14 protein-coding genes are annotated in these 15326 nt (G+C 58.4%); 7 read left to right on the forward strand and 7 right to left on the reverse strand.

Annotated features, from left to right (window positions below; all coding sequences use genetic code 11):
• Nucleotides 1-304: 304 nt before the first annotated feature.
• The 3 genes from V5735_RS23335 to V5735_RS23345 form a co-directional block, all read right to left on the reverse strand.
• Nucleotides 305-1900 (reverse strand): ArnT family glycosyltransferase, encoded by a 1596-nt coding sequence (locus V5735_RS23335; protein WP_423747483.1) that lies wholly within the window; start codon nt 1898-1900, stop codon nt 305-307.
• 460 nt (nt 1901-2360) lie between these two features.
• A complete protein-coding gene (locus V5735_RS23340) occupies nt 2361-2525 on the reverse strand; it encodes a hypothetical protein (RefSeq protein WP_175424209.1) in 165 nt (54 codons plus the stop codon).
• Between the two features lie 170 nt (nt 2526-2695).
• A complete protein-coding gene (locus tag V5735_RS23345; RefSeq protein ID WP_423747484.1) occupies nt 2696-3919 on the reverse strand; it encodes a hypothetical protein in 1224 nt (407 codons plus the stop codon).
• A gap of 480 nt (nt 3920-4399) precedes the next feature.
• On the opposite strand from V5735_RS23345, the gene epsC reads away from it, so the two are divergent.
• From epsC to V5735_RS23365, 4 genes are all read left to right on the forward strand, one after another.
• Complete coding sequence (epsC, locus tag V5735_RS23350) at nt 4400-5281, forward strand: serine O-acetyltransferase EpsC (RefSeq protein WP_423747485.1); 882 nt, start codon at nt 4400-4402, stop codon at nt 5279-5281.
• A gap of 624 nt (nt 5282-5905) precedes the next feature.
• On the forward strand, nt 5906-7504 hold the full coding sequence (locus V5735_RS23355; protein ID WP_423747486.1) for an MFS transporter: 1599 nt from the start codon (nt 5906-5908) through the stop codon (nt 7502-7504).
• 332 nt (nt 7505-7836) lie between these two features.
• Nucleotides 7837-8907, forward strand: coding sequence for a 2,3-butanediol dehydrogenase (locus V5735_RS23360; protein WP_423747487.1), 1071 nt, complete (start codon nt 7837-7839; stop codon nt 8905-8907).
• A 324-nt stretch (nt 8908-9231) separates the two neighbouring features.
• Entirely contained in the window at nt 9232-10143 is a 912-nt protein-coding gene (locus tag V5735_RS23365; protein WP_423747488.1) for a M48 family metallopeptidase, read from the forward strand.
• Between the two features lie 15 nt (nt 10144-10158).
• Here V5735_RS23365 and V5735_RS23370 read toward each other — a convergent pair whose 3' ends face one another.
• Nucleotides 10159-10527 carry a DUF7344 domain-containing protein gene (locus V5735_RS23370; protein ID WP_423747489.1) on the reverse strand — a complete coding sequence of 123 codons (369 nt, stop codon included), beginning with the start codon at nt 10525-10527 and terminating at the stop codon, nt 10159-10161.
• A 437-nt stretch (nt 10528-10964) separates the two neighbouring features.
• Nucleotides 10965-11444 carry a hypothetical protein gene (locus tag V5735_RS23375; RefSeq protein ID WP_423747490.1) on the reverse strand — a complete coding sequence of 160 codons (480 nt, stop codon included), beginning with the start codon at nt 11442-11444 and terminating at the stop codon, nt 10965-10967.
• A gap of 159 nt (nt 11445-11603) precedes the next feature.
• On the opposite strand from V5735_RS23375, the gene V5735_RS23380 reads away from it, so the two are divergent.
• The 3 genes from V5735_RS23380 (at nt 11604) to V5735_RS23390 (ending at nt 13768) form a co-directional block, all read left to right on the forward strand.
• Nucleotides 11604-12788, forward strand: coding sequence for an outer membrane lipoprotein-sorting protein (locus V5735_RS23380; protein WP_423747491.1), 1185 nt, complete (start codon nt 11604-11606; stop codon nt 12786-12788).
• A 298-nt stretch (nt 12789-13086) separates the two neighbouring features.
• Nucleotides 13087-13455: an ArsR/SmtB family transcription factor gene (locus V5735_RS23385; protein WP_423747492.1), complete on the forward strand. Its 369-nt coding sequence runs from the start codon at nt 13087-13089 to the stop codon at nt 13453-13455.
• Nucleotide 13456: 1 nt separating this feature from the next.
• Nucleotides 13457-13768, forward strand: a complete 312-nt coding sequence (locus tag V5735_RS23390; protein ID WP_007981349.1) for a DUF7521 family protein — start codon at nt 13457-13459, stop codon at nt 13766-13768.
• Nucleotides 13769-13837: 69 nt separating this feature from the next.
• On the opposite strand, the gene V5735_RS23395 is transcribed toward V5735_RS23390, so the two are convergent.
• Nucleotides 13838-14134, reverse strand: a complete 297-nt coding sequence (locus tag V5735_RS23395) for a DUF7344 domain-containing protein (protein ID WP_423747493.1) — start codon at nt 14132-14134, stop codon at nt 13838-13840.
• A 146-nt stretch (nt 14135-14280) separates the two neighbouring features.
• Nucleotides 14281-15324 carry a bacterio-opsin activator domain-containing protein gene (locus tag V5735_RS23400; protein WP_423747494.1) on the reverse strand — a complete coding sequence of 348 codons (1044 nt, stop codon included), beginning with the start codon at nt 15322-15324 and terminating at the stop codon, nt 14281-14283.
• Nucleotides 15325-15326 lie beyond the last annotated feature (2 nt).

Consider the following 15326-nt stretch of genomic DNA (forward strand, 5'->3'; position numbering starts at 1 on the left):
AATAGGAGCAGCCCTGAGGGTCGTTTCGGGACGCGAATCACCCCGACCGTTTCACGCCGGTCGTACTCAGGTACTTCTGCAGCGGCTAACCTCGTCAAATGAGTAAGGAGCAATCCGATTATAACCTGCCCACCGCGTTTGGCCGGCTTTGCTCCTCTCTTCGAACCTGAAGCGACGATATTCTTGCGGCGATACGGAAATCCGAACTTCCCGCCGTGATCGCCCGGTGGGGAGCAGATTCGCTCGGAATTGAGCGACCGTCCACTCATCGACGGCTTGAGAATGAGGGAGTAGAGCAGGAAAATCACGCCCGCGGGGTGAAACGATTCACCCGATAAATCATCACGCCCCGGTTTTCGAATACGAGTGTGTACTCCGGCGACCGCACGAGCGACCGGCGCATTCGAATTGATTGGATGTGATCGTCTCGTCGTATCGTATATTCCCCTTTTGGAACATACACGTATTCCGGGTGTAGGTCCGCGTTCTGAAACGACTGTGTGAGACAACCAGCGCTCTTGCAAGCCGATGTCGAGTCGTATAACCTCTTTTGACGCTCGAACTGGGGGTTACCTTTCCACTCGACACCCCACGGACTCATGAGGCTCGTACGGTGTGTCAGGAACGGGAACAGTTCTGCGGCATCACCGAGTACGACGAACCGTGACGAGGGGAGGGTGTGACGTTTTATCCACCCCATGGCGCGTTCGTCGTGTCGATCCATGTACGATGCGGGAAGGAGTGTTTCTGTTCGATTCTCGGTGGCACCATCGGTCGTCATCAGGACACCGCCAGCGACTATCGAACTGCCGATCAGTGCGAGCAGAAGTAGTGAAATGTATCGTTCCCGGAACTCGCCTCCCAGTTGACTCTTGGCGATCGGCAGACAAACTTCGCAGATGAATACTGCCGCCGCCATCGCCCCCGCGACGTACAGCAATCGATCCTGCGTCAGGAGATATCCCGTCAGTAGCATCCAAATCGGTACGAAAAATTGCCGCTGTCGGACGAGGGCCAAACTCCCGGCGACCGAGAGGGCATAGAAGAGCCATTGAGACGGTGATACCAACGGTTTGGCGAACGAGTCGAAAAGGCGAGTGATTCCGCCGCCGAGTCCGTCGTGTGTCCCGGCCGCAGCGGTGAAAATCGATATCCCGTGCATCGAAACGACGTGCCACCACCACGGTGCCGCTAGTATGATTCCCCCGATTGCGACCGATGCACCGAGTCCTACCCCGCTCCGCGATCGATCGAAAAAGCCGACCATGAGAAGGTAGCTAAGACCAAAGAACGCCGTGTACACGGGATGGGTGAGAATCGTAAGGGCGAACAATACTATCGACGGCAAAAGCCATCGTCGATCCTTCGCTTTGAACGTTCGTATGCCAGTGTAAAGGCCAGTGAGAACGAAGAGAAACGCCGCCGCGCGGACGACGCCGCCCGCCGCGAGGTGCCATTTGAGGACGACCGGTGTTACAGCCAGTACGACGGTGGCACTCCCCGCTTGCGTCGGTGATTCGAGGAGCTCTTTCGCGAGGTAATAATAGGGAATCAGATACACGACCGTGAAGAGTCCCGGGAGGTATCGCGTGAGTGAAATCGGATCGAGACCGAGCGCATCGTGAAGAACTGCGATCACGTAAAACATCAGCGGTGGATACGCGAACGGAACTCCTCCTGCAGTGTAGTGTGGAATCGTTTCCGGTAGCCGATACCCGTGCGTGCTAATCTGTTCTGCGATTGCGAGATACAATCCCGCACCGTGTGCCGGATATGGATAGATGGCGAGATATGTCAGATAGACCAACGTGCCGACGGTTACAACGACAGAAAGCCAGACACCGTCACGACCCACCCACCCAGTGCTGAAGGACGCACGAACGCGGCCCTTGAGGGACATTCGTCTGGTTGATTGCAACGACCGGTATTGGGTCTACTGGTATCGCGGCCGACCCGTGGAGACATCGTCTCGCTGGTTTCTTTTCGTCGTTTCCGGGGAGAGCGGGGGATATGGCCCCGTGGGGTGTGGTCTGGTGGGCCCAAGGAATAGGTACAATAGTCACCTTAATCAGCTATTTTGAGCTTGCCTCTTCGCTGTTGTCGATCTCTCATTCAGCAAGGAAAATAGTACGCACTGATGCACTTTTTCCACCGACTATGTGTACCCCAGACGTGGTTGTCCCACCGACGATATTATTTTCTCATCGCACGAAGGACAACGGTCAGCGAAAATCCTCCTCGTATCTACTCCTTATCGCGAGAACGACTTAAACAGGGCGGCGGTACCCACGCGTGAATCGAAGTAGTCAACGAATGGAATCGCCGCGATGTATCGACTTGCCGAGAACGATTGAACCGCGTCACGATGGATGTTGGTGTTTTATTTTCTCGGCAATCTGACCAGGAACCGGCGTCCCACAGTCTTTGCACTTCCACGTCGGATAGACCTCGCCCTGCTCTTTCACGAGATCCTGCTTGTACTCGAGGGTCGCACCGCACGTACAGCGGTATGACGTGGATGACATACTTGGTAGGTCGTGACGCTATCGGATAAACTACAGGCGATGAGGCTTACCAGTACGGGAATACAGTATCGGAGATGGGAGAATATGGTGGATAAGGGAGAATGGGACTTCTCGGGGATATCGTGAGCAGTTTCTCTGTTGCCGTCACGTCGGGACCCCATTCACTTCGTCTACGTCCATCCCCTCCAATGAACCACCTCGACAGCACCCCACAGTACGACGATAAGCGCCGCGAGGGCGAGGAGATTGAATTCTAGCGGACCGATCCACGTCGGGAGTACCCATTGAGCGGTGGTGTAGACGTACGTGTACGTGGCATCGATCCTGGCCACCGGGCCACTCCCATCCTGCCCGACTGCTTTCGTATCGACGGCATCGCTTCCCTCGAGTTCGGTTATCGGTGGTCCCGACGGTTCGTCCCCGTACACCGGCCGTTCGACGTCGTACGGTTCGAAGGGAATCTTCACTTTCCAGACGACGTCTCCGCCCGGCGTCACTTCGAGAGCGCGATTGTTGTTACTGTCGACGATGAGCGTGTTCCCGTTCGGCAGGCGGTCTGCGTCTCGCGGCCAATCCAATCCCGTTCCGTAGGACCAGGTCTGTTTCCATCCGCTCTCCGTCTTTTCGTACTCGACGACGCGGTTGTTCTCGCTATCCGCGACGAGAACCGTGACCGGGTCCCGCGAGAGGAGAACCGGGTTGTGCTGTTCGTTGAGGATGTCGTAGTTATCTTCCTCCCCCAGCGTCCAGCGAACGCGTTTCGATTCCCGGTCGATAAGCATGACACGGTCGAAATTCCGCGGACTGACGAGAAACGCGGACCCGTCGTCGACCGCATCGATGTCGTTCAAGTGAGTGTATCCACCGGGACCGCCCCCCGCACTCTCGGGGAAGTGCTCGCGGAACCGGTACTCCCACACGACCTCGTCCTCGGAGCGGTCGTACACGAACACGCGGTTTTTCTTGCTCAGGTCGGCGATAGCGTACCGATCTCCCCCGAGGTAGTCGATGTCGTGCGTTCCGGGTGGAATCTCGAACTTCTCGAGTACCGTCCCCGTCCGCCAGTTCATCTCGATGGCGTAAAACGTCACGTCGAACGAAAACGCGGACTTGTTCATACTCCCATCACGGGCGACGAAGAGAACCCGATTCTCTCCGAGCGGATCCACATCCATATATCGGTCGTATTTGCTGTGTATCCAGACCGGTTCGTTCGTCGTCGTGTCGAACGCTACCAATCTCGCCTGCCCCGTCGGAAACTCCTTTCCCTGTGCGGAAACGAACGTGACGTCCTCAACCGGAATATCGTTTGCTCGTCGATTTGCCTCCTCCGAGACCGTCAAATCCTCGTGCATCAATCCGCTCGCCGCGACGGGTGCCAGAAGTACTAGCACGACGATAAGGATCGACACTCGAAATTTTTGGGTTGGCATCCACAACCACAAACGGACTCATTAGATATTAATCAACTTACAGTATCGCACCGGCGGAGACAGTCGTTCGCGACCACTTCTGTTCTCACACTTGCCACAAAGAGAAACATCACAGAAGTTCACGAAATAGATGTGGAACGTGCGGAACCGATACCGAAACCGGTATTCTCCCTCACATAGCTCGCGACGCTCCCATCGATGTGGATATCTTGATGGTCTTCATTTGGAGCACTGATTCGATAACTCGTTTCGATTTTTCGGCGTCCGTGTTCTGCAGAAGTTCGGAGATGACGGCGGGAACGATGTGCCACGACGCGTCGGACGGCTCCGTCAACCAGCTGTCCATTCTCTCGTCCTCGCCATCGATGGTGAGGTTCTCAGACGAACAGCAATTCCGTTATCCCATAGCTTCTTCCCAACTAGCTCCTTACAAAAAGAGTGATGGAGTACCGCTACACCGGCAACGCTCACCACAGCTTAGTCGCCGCCTACGAGGCCGACGAGCCTCCCTTTCCGGTCCACGAGCCACGGGCCGCCCCCGAGACCTCGCACGCGTGCACTGAACTTGATCTCATTCACCGCCTCCTCTTCCCGAGCTGCTGGAACGCCTACGCGGACCACACCGACCCCGCTGACGTTCGTGAAACTCTCACTGAACTCGGTGAGCAGCTCATGCGAGGTTGCCAATTGTACGCTCCCAGCGATCACCCTCGGGACTGCATCAGTGCCGTCATCGACGACCTCCCCGCTATCAGAGAGCGCCTCAAACACGACGTCGAAGCCGCGTATAAGGGCGACCCTGCTGCGAAGTCCTACATCGAGGTAATCCGGGCGTATCCGGGATTCCACGCCATCGTCGCGCAGCGTGTCGCTCACGAACTGTACAAGGAGAGCAGGCAGGAGTACGCCCGCGAACTCACCGAAGCCGCGAAAAGCGACACGGGCATCGACATCCACCCTGGTGCCGAGATTGGAGATTACTTCTTCATCGACCACGGCACCGGCGTCGTCATCGGCGAGACCGCCACTATCGGTGACTGGTGCCGACTCTACCAGAACGTCACCCTCGGTGCCCTCCACTTCGAAGAGGAGGAGGACACCGACCACGCACTCAAGAAAGGGTACAAGCGCCACCCCGACATCGGCGACCACGTGGTCATCGGTGCCGGGACGAACGTCCTCGGCGCCATCACCGTCGGCGATCACGTCAGCATCGGCGCAAATTCCTGGATTACCGAGGATATTCCTTCGAACACCACGGTGTACGTCTCCGACCATCCCGACCAGGAACGCAAATCGAACGGCCGCGAGACCGAAGACTGATCAACACCGTCTCGTCGCCGTGGAGGGCAACCGCGTAATCGGTACTGTGCCCACGGTAGTCGCGCCGGATGACGTGTCCGCTCTCCACTGACGGACAACCGAGGGCGTGATACCGGACGGGAGATACGCGCTGTCAGCATATCGAGGAAACGACCGACAACGATATTCTCGTGGCGACCGGGGAGTCTGCGTTTCCAGCGGTGATAGCTCTGTGCTCACAGGTACGCGAGCAGAACGGGAAACCGTTATCCGGCCGCCGCGATATCTGCCGAGTATGGGACTCCTCCAAGACGTGCTGTGCATCTCGGGCATCAGACACGACTACGGCGACGCGCACGGTGGAATGAAACGCTGTCGGAACTGCGGGAACGTCAAGGAGACCGAGTAGCCCGTGGAACGGGCAGGGCGGCCACCCACGATGCCGTTCTGACGAACCGAACTGACATCCCTCCGCCCGAAGGGTCGGGCAGTATCTCCGACTCTCGGTGATACCTAGGTCCATGTATTTTGGGGGTCACAGTGGTAGACCGCTGTATGCCTCCAGGTGGGTCTGATTCCAACGGAAGTTCTCGTCCCTCTACGGACGCAAAGACGGGAGTACGATACTGGGGCCCAGCAATCGCCGTGAGTCTGACGACGTTCATCGTGGTCATCAATGCGTCCCTCATGAACGTGGCGATTCCCACGATGGTGGACGAGTTCGATACCACGGTGACCGCGATTCAAGGGGCGGTTGCGCTCTACTCGCTGGTGATAGCCGCGTTGATTCTCCCGGCGGGTACGCTGCCGTCTCGGCACAGTAGTCGTCGTGTAATGACAATCGCACTGCTCGTCTACGCCGGTGGGACGATTGTGGCGGCGATTAGCTGGAATACTACGGTCCTCTATATCGGCTGGTCGTTCATCGAGGGGTCCGCGGCCGCCGTGTTGTTTCCCCTTACGTTCACCGTACTGACAGTCAGTTACGAGGACGACGACCGGGCGAAGGCATTCGGACTGTTGGCTGGCGTGAACGGGGTCGGGTCAACTCTCGGACCGATTATCGGTGGTGCACTGACCACGTACGCCAGTTGGCGGTGGGGGTTTACGCTCCAACTCATCGGTGTGGGGGTTATTCTCTTCTTCGTTCGGTACGTGAATCCGAACCCACTGTCAGAGACGGACGGGTCGCTGGACAAAGGTGGAACAGCTCTATCCATCGTCGGTGCGACGTCGCTCGTCACGGGGTTCCTTCTCAGTGGGAAGTACGGGTGGTTACTCGTGAGGCGACCGTTTTTCGTCGGTGACGTGCAGTTCAACCCGTTCGGCACGTCGCCGACGATTTGGTTCCTCGGGGTCGGACTGCTCGCGTTCGCCGCGTTCGTTCAGTACGAACGCCGGATGGAACGCGCCGACCGGGAACCCCTCGTTCCGCTGAACGTACTGACGAACCGCTCTTTTTTATCCGGTGTCGTCACGTACAACATCCGCTCGATAATCTCGGCTGGCTTCATGTTTATCTTCCCGGTCTATCTCCAGGCCGTGCTCGGATACACCGCCTTCGAAACCGGGCTCGCGTTGTTACCGTACTCTCTCGCGTCGGTCCTTTTTTCGGCGTTTACTCCCGGTTGGCGGAAGTACATCTCGCCAAAGACGCTCATTCAGGTCGGCATCGTGTGTATCGGCGTTGGACTGGTGCTGTTGTACGAGCAGACGGGACCCGATCAGACGATCAGCAGGATGGTTATCCCAGTGGCGCTGTATGGGGCCGGTGTCGGACTCATACTGGCACAGATCACCAATATGACGATGTCGTCTGTTTCGACCGCGGACTCCGCCGAGGCATCCGGCGTCCTGAATGTGAGCAGTTCCATCGGATTTTCCCTGGGAACAGCAGTCGTCGGCTCGTTTTTTCTCGGACAGTTCTACGGTAGCGTCGTCGACGGCGTCCTGCGAGTGCGGGACGTGACGGTTTCGACGGAACGGCGGTACGAGTTGGTGATCGCGCTCGAAGATGCAGCAGAGACGGCGACCGAAGCCACGCAGCGGCAGTTCCTGGCTCAACTCACTCCGACACAACGCCGATTGCTCAAGGGTATCTTCGAAGCCGCGATGTTCGACGCTCAACGGGCGGCGCTGCTTTTCCTCGTACTGTTCGTGCTCCTCCTGCTTATCGCATCGACGTTCCTGCCACGACGGATTCCGGAAGCCGACGAACGAACCGATCAGCCCGAATCAGAGTAGTTTGCTAGATGGTTGGGTGGAGAGCTATGTCTGTACCATCAGTGGTTACGGTGGAATTCTCTTCCGTGGCTACCCGGTGAGAGGCGGATACGCTCCAAACGACCTTCTATCCGCGCGTCGACGGCTTGAGGGGGCGCGAAGATGGAATCGTTGAACGAGGGAAGTCGGGGGCGTGCATGTTCATGTGATTGGGCAGCTGAAACAGTTGTAATAGTTGTAATAGTTACAATAGGTGGTACAGGTAGCTATTCTCGATCGCTCATCCGTCCTTCAGTGACTTCCCGTAAAACCACCACAATTGCTATCGTGACTCGTGGTGAAGCTGTTCTGTTATGCAAGCTGCACGGTGGCATGGACAACGCGATATTCGCGTCGAAGAGGCGGAGGAAACGAGTGTCGGAGCAACGGATGTGCGCGTAGCGGTCGATACGTGTGGCATCTGTGGCTCCGATTTACACGAGTACGCGGCGGGACCCATATTCATCCCCGAAGGAGAACCGCACGCGGTTTCGGGTGAAAAGGCGCCCATTACGATGGGACACGAGTTCAGCGGTATCGTCAGCGAAATCGGAACGGATGTGGACGACCTTAGCAAAGGAGATGCAGTGGCGATCAATCCCATTCTCTACTGTGGCGACTGTCGCCAATGTCGACAGGGAACGTATCACCTCTGTGACTCTGGCGGCTTCATCGGTCTGTCCGGTGGCGGCGGTGGGTTCGCCGAAAACGTCGTCGTGAGTGCGGAGCAAGCAGTCCCCCTCGGAGAGGACGTTCCGCTCGAACACGGTGCGCTCGTCGAACCGTTGAGTGTCGGGCTCCACGCCGTTCGTCGTTCAGGTATTAGCGCGGGCGACACCGTCGCGGTCTTCGGCAGCGGTCCCATCGGCTTGTCGGTGATTCAGTGTGCACGAGCGGCCGGTGCCAGACGGATATTCGTCTCGGAACCTCGGGCGGCCCGCCGCGACCGAGCGGCAGACTCCGGGGCCGACCATCTCATCGACCCGACTGAGATCGATGCTGTCGACGAAGTACGCTCATCGACTGACGGTGGCGTCGATGCAGCATTCGAAGTCGCTGGCATCGAAGCGACGTTCAACGCCGCGCTCGAAAGTACCCGACCGGGTGGAACCGTTACCGTCGTGAGCATCTGGGAAGAGACGGTGAATATGCCTCCGAATACGGTCGTCCTCGGCGAACGGACGCTCACCGGAACGCTCGCATATCTGGGAGGGCCGCGCTCGAACGAAGAGTACGGGATGGTTATTGATCTGCTAGCGGACGGGACACTCGACCCCGAACCGCTCGTTACCGACCGCATCGAACTCGATGAAATCGTCGACGAGGGGTTCGAATCCCTCCTCGACGAAAGTAGCGACCAAGTGAAAATCTTCGTCAAACCGTGATTTTTCAGCACGGCTCATTTGACATCTCCGTCTGGCGGGCTCTCGACGACGCGGTTGCGGCAAACGCGGGTGCCGTCGGGATTCACCGCGGGTCAACTCTACGGTGGTATTCCCGAACACGTTCACGAGGAAGTACGACGAAATCGCGGAGAAAACCGAGCTATCGTATTATGTTTTCGAGGTGAAACGAATGGACGATATCGACGCGTGTCTTGCCGATATTCCGGCGGAAGCCGCCGTCCGGACACACGTGGGCGATTAGGACGTCGGTCACCACCTCGATAATCGATTCTATTATTATTCCTCCTGCGAGTGTGCAGTTATATGACGATTTCTCTGATCGTTCGAGCGTGGGGAATCACGCTCGGACTCTTGGCCGCCACGCTCCTCGCGGTTGCAGCTGTCGTTCGGACGGGTGCCCCCCTCCCTGTCGTCGGCCTCGGTCTCTTCGTGTTCGGTATCATCGCCTATCTGTCGTACCGCTCCGGTGGTCGCTACGAGTTCGAACACGAACACGCCAGGCCGTTCGACCCCAACGAGTTACCAGGCGTTCAGCGGGCAGTACTCGAAGTCTGCGAAACCGCCGACCGTCCCGTTCCCCGGATCGTCCTCATGGAGATGGACGCGCCGGGTGCCGTCGTCGGCTACGACGACGGTGAACCCGTCGTCGCGTTCGACCCGCTCCTCCCGCAAATCGTCGGGCGAGTAGGCGTGAGCGCGTTGTTCGCACACGAACTCGGTCATCTGGGGACCGATATCCACACGGACGCGATTCGTGCGTACACTCCCCAGATACTCGGTTTCAGCGCGTTCTGGCTCGTCGTTCTTGCAGGACGCGGCCCGTTCGTAGCCGCCGTCGGCTCGCTGTTGTTCAGCGCGCTCGCGTTCATCGAAGAGCGACCAATCCGCCTCGTTCGGTATGCACTCGGGTTGGGTGTCGAACCACTCGCGCTCGCGCTGAGTCGGTATGCGAATCGAATGGAAGAGTACCGTGCGGACGCCTACGCCGCCCACGTCGTGGATCCCGAAACGCTCGCCGATGCGCTCTACCGGGTCGCAGCTATCGCGACTGGCGAGAACATCGAGGATATCGCGGGTCCGATTCCGTGGAACTCTGATCGCTCACTCCTCTTTTCCTTGTTCGCAACCCATCCATCGATAGAAAACCGCGTGGCTCGACTCGGCTGTGATATCCCCGCGTGGGCCTGTCCGTATCGTCCGCGTCAGATCGCATAACAACACTGTCGGGTATCACTCGGTGTAGTACCGCTGTGGTTCGACGAGAGCAGTAAAATCGAAATCGGCCTCGAGTATCCGCATTCGGTCCGTAGTATCGACGGTTCGTCGATCATCGCTCGTGTATTCGAGCAGTCCGTGGTCGACGAGTTTCGGCAGTTGAGCGTGTGACAGCGATATATACACCGATTTCATCGACTCCCCATCGACCTCCGTCGGCGGGACATCCGCTTCCCACGCAGTAGTCTGTCGCGCGAGTTCGGTGAGCGTCACCGGATGGTTCTGCCGTCGGAGATACGCTAAGACGAACTGACGACGAGGGTTCCGAAGTACGTCGAAGACGGTATCTGGCGAGAACGTCTGTTGGTCGTTCGGTGTTTTCATTACTGCACAGTCATATGATACGAAGTGGAGTAAAACCTTCTCCAATTCTCACGTGCTGAAAACACATTTATTACTAGTCCATCAAAACGAAACGAATTGGAGCTCGTCCGACTCGATTCGGTCGAAACCGTGAGCGACTGTTTTCCGCTGCGCCATTTCTCACCACCGACTACTCCGATAGAGATGACCGCCCAATTACATATATCTCTTCGTAATTGCGGTGAACCCGAAAGGTACGCTCGAACGCATCGAGGTGATTCTCCGAGAGACGCTCGAACAGCGCTTTCGCGGCCCCTCGCTGGTGTCTCCCTCGTTTATTGAACTACCCTGTGAACCACTCTAACCGTGACTCAACAGCTATTTACCACGGCGGAAAAGTGGCTGCTTGGAAGGTTGGCACAGGTCCGAACCAGCCAGCGGGAGGCTGACAGAGAGGATTAGCCTTCGGACATGTCCGTTACTGCCATTCCGATCCCGTATGTCAGTGAGACTAACGCGACACCGAACATGAGAAGCCACAAGATAAGGATGAGGTTAAACGGAACGGTCCTCACTCCCTCGGGCAGGACGCGCTTTACTGCGATTGTATCTGGAACGATCGGGCGGTAGACCAGCTGTACAACCATCAGAACGAGTCCGGTGGTGGCACCGAAGGCAATCGTCCACCAACTCCCACCATCGTGGGGGGTCTGCCGGAGGATACTGACATAGTCGATCATAAGCGTAACCCCGATGGAGTACAGGAGACAGATGGTGATAGATACTACAGAATACTCCAGTAACAGAAAATGCGAACTGAGGCCGATACATGTCCCTATAACCCCACCGACGAGTGCTGCTCGCTTCGTTGGCGGATTTCGAGTTGCCTTCTTGGATGCTGAAGTCGGAGTGGTGTGGTTTGATCGATCGGGGTTCATCTGATACTCACCAGCTGTTGACGGGGAAATCGGCTCGGGGGATACCGTTCAACATATACAAGGATAACTGCGATTGTAATAAAAAAGCCGACCATCCGGAAGTATTCCACCGCCAGTTATTCGACACGCAATTAAACCCTCGCTCAGCGTGGTATTAGTATGACCCGCTCGCCACTCCGACTCGACCGGCGCACACTCGTCACGCTGTTGCTCCTCGGTGTCGTGGTTTCCGCGGTCCTCTGGGCCGCGGGAGGGACGATACGCGATGCGAACCCCTCGGTCGACGCCAACGTGACCGAGCGCTACCGCTCCATCGACGCGCTCACAGGCACGCGGACGGTCACGATGCGGACTAACGGCACTGTCACATCCCGAAACGTCGCCACCGTCACGCTCGTCCCGGGTACCGACCGGAAACGAGTCCGCTTCCAAAACGCATCGGATCGACGGTACGAACTGCAGGTTTCGAACGGTTCGACGCTTTGGCTCCGCGATATCGACCAGAACGTCGTGACTACCGTCGAGTTGACGGGACCCCCGACCGATTCGCAAACGGCCGTTCGACTCCAACGGCTCGTCGCCGCCGCGGGGCTGACCGACGACGAGGGGCGACCCAAATCCATCGGCGTATCGCCGTTACCCGCCTTGCCGCGACACACCGGCGCTACCCCCCAGATGGACCGAAACCGTAGTTACACCGTCGAGTTCGTCAAGACCGAGGCCGTCGGCGGGCGAGACGCGTACGTACTCGACATCACCCCCGCGGACAACCGGAGCGAGGACAGCTACCGACAGCGGTTGTGGGTAGACTCCGAGCGATTCTACCCGCTGCGCAAGGAGACGGCGTGGACCGTCAACGATACCCATCGGTCGGTGACGGCGACGTACACCAACGTGACGTTCGACCCGCAGGTGTCGGCGGACACGTTCCGTCCCGAGATAGACGCTAACACGACGGTGCGGCGGCCGGAGACCCCGAACACGGAGTGGTATCGGAGTCGCACCGACCTAGAGGCGCAGAGTTCGATTGCGGTGCCGGACCCGACCGTGCCGCCCGCGTTCGAACTGGTCTACGCGACGCAAACGACCGGCCGCATAGAGGGAGTCGGACTCCGGTACGCCGCTGACGGACGCGAACTTACGGTTGCGAAGTTCAACTACACCCTCGACATTGAGGACGACGAGCACGACGTGACGATCGACGGACAACCGGCGACTATCGAACACGGGACGACCAATTCGCTCTCGTGGAACTGCAACGGTTACGGCTACACTGTCCGGGGAACCGGCGTCAAAATCGACCTCATGGTCGAAGTCGGCCGTTCGGTGGGCTGTCGCGCCTGAAATCGCGCGAATTTCCGGGTCAGAAACTCGCCCTACTTTTATATTATCTAACGGTCCCTTCATCGAAATGCGATGGGTGCCAACGAACTAATCGCGTGCAGCCACATCGGAAGTACGGTGATGTGCCCTCTGACAGCACGAGGCTACCCATCGCGGTCACCGTTGACGTACCACCCCCTCCAGAGTAACGCCGTATCGCTGCAACACCCCCGTCATACTCCCGGAATCGGTCGCCGCAACCCTCCGCGTTCAAAACCCATGGACCTATTAATCCGACAGACGGTCATTCGACCGAAACGTGAGTGAGGATCCAGCGCTGGGTGAGCTTCTCGATATCCTCAGCGACGAGTATGCCCGGGAAATCCTCGCAGCAACGAGTATCAAACCAATGTCCGCACAACAGCTTGCCGACGAATGTGAGATGTCCAAACCGACGGTCTACCGCCGAGTGGAACGGTTGCAAGGACACGGACTCCTCGAAGAGCAGACCAAGATTCGGACCAGAAACAATCACTACAGCGTTTATACGGCCACGCTATCTGAGGTCTCTATCGAGTTGGACACCGGTTCCTTCGAGGCGGCCGTAACGCGCACCGACGAATCGTTCCCCGGAGAACGGGAGAGCGACACCGCTGACCGCTTCAAGAAGATGTGGGAGGACCTCTGAGATGGCACCTGTGGCCACCGTCATCGACTGGGTTATCATCGCACTCGCCCTCGGGTCGACGCTCGTCGGTAGCTACGTTGGCTATCAGGCCTACCGCGGGTATCGCCGCCACGACAGCCGAACGATGCAAGCACTCTCCATGGGCCTGTTTTTCCTCACAGCCGTCGCGTTCAGCATCGCCTTCGTCGGCTCGCTGCTACTCCGCGAGGGCTACCTCGGTCTGCAGTACCAGCAACCGCTTACGCTCGTCACGCGGTTGTTTCAGTTCTTCGGCGTTCTATTGATCGCCTACTCGTTGCATTCGCGCGGATAGCTCGATAGCGGAACCGGATGCTGAAATCTCGGAGCCAGTCCTCGGGCAATTCGTCGGCGTGGTTCTGCATCAACTCCAGCAGCGGCCGGATATCCTCGAACTGGGGCCCTTCCGGACAGTGTTCGTCTCCCTATCCAACTCGATGAACCCCGCCTCCTTCAGTTTCGGGAGGTGGATGTGTCGCATGTGAATCATCAGCGAGTCCAGGCCCTCTGAATCGAGTTTGATGTCGCCGGGGATCTGTGGGTCGTCGTCCTGTGGGTTGTGCCGGAGGCACGCGACGAGTAACCGCCGACGATACCTGTTGGCCAGGATATCGAGCATCGCGTCCAAGTCGGGCACCGAGGACCCTGTGCGATCAGTCATGGTCGTTCGACTCTCGGGTCGGTGTGTCTGGTCCGTCCGATGAGATGGGTTCGTAGCTATCTGTTCGGCGATCGCTTCGACGGTCTCCGGCCCGTCCGGGAAACCTCATTCAAGAAATGGTTGCAACGGATTCGAAAAAGATGCAATTATTTCGTAACCCCTCGTTGCTCCCCAGTAGCGAAGACCACGTTGAGGACGTTCCGCTGAGCTTCCCGGATATGTCTGGTGAACGTCGAGGGGACGATGTCCAGGACCTCGGCCAGGTCTTCGCCCGTCTGTACCCGAGGTGACTCGAAGTACCCGCTCCGGTAGGCCAGCTGGAGGACCTCCTGCTGGCGGGGCGTCAGCCGATCCAGGACGGCCGCCTGGAGCGTCTGTCCCGGTTCGCGCCGCCGGATGTGACGAGAGAGCAATTCGAGGTCGGGAACTTCCCGGACGAGGTCGTCGACGAACTCCCGGACGTCGGCCGATCTCGGAAGGTCGGCGACGATGGTCGCGGTGCCTGAATCGAATCGGAGTGAACGGATCGTCGCGTCCCGGTCGAGAACGTGGGTTGCCAGGATTGCCCCGCTCAGCAGCGCTTTGAACATGGTCCCAGCTTCGCTGTCACCGAGACACTCCAGGTCCGCGACGCTCAGAACGTCGTCGCTAGCGGTCAGCAACTCCTCGAATATCGCATCCTCGGCCGTGAAGAAGACGGTCGCCGAATCGTCATCTTGTGGGATCACCCCGTCGAACTGGAGTTTGCCGTTGGTGGCCCGGGAGAGGCGACAGAGCGGCGAGTCCGCCGCCGTCGAGCGCAGTGTGAGTTCGACCACGCTGTCGGTCTGGAACGTCTCCTTGGTCTCGACGGGGTCCGCGATCGACCTGATGTCGTCGGTCAGTCTCACACGGAAGGCATCGAGTTCGGCCTGTCGTTGCAACTCGGCTTGCTCTCGGCATGGCGTCTCACCGTTGCTGAGGTTTTCAGACGGTTTCGACACGGGTCGCCACCAGACGCGACTGTTCGCCCCGACCTTCTTCGTCTGCAGGACGCCGTCCTCGACGAGCGCATCCAGTCTATTGTAGATCGTCCGTTTCGTGCAGTCGAATCCCTCGGCGACCTCCGGCGTCGTCACCGGCGTGCCAGGGGGACCGAGTGCGACGACCTTCGCGATAACATCGTCGGGTGCTGGGGCAGCTGTTGTCATAC

The sequence above is a fragment of the Haladaptatus sp. SPP-AMP-3 genome, from assembly GCF_049568665.1.
Classification (GTDB): domain Archaea; phylum Halobacteriota; class Halobacteria; order Halobacteriales; family Haladaptataceae; genus Haladaptatus; species Haladaptatus paucihalophilus.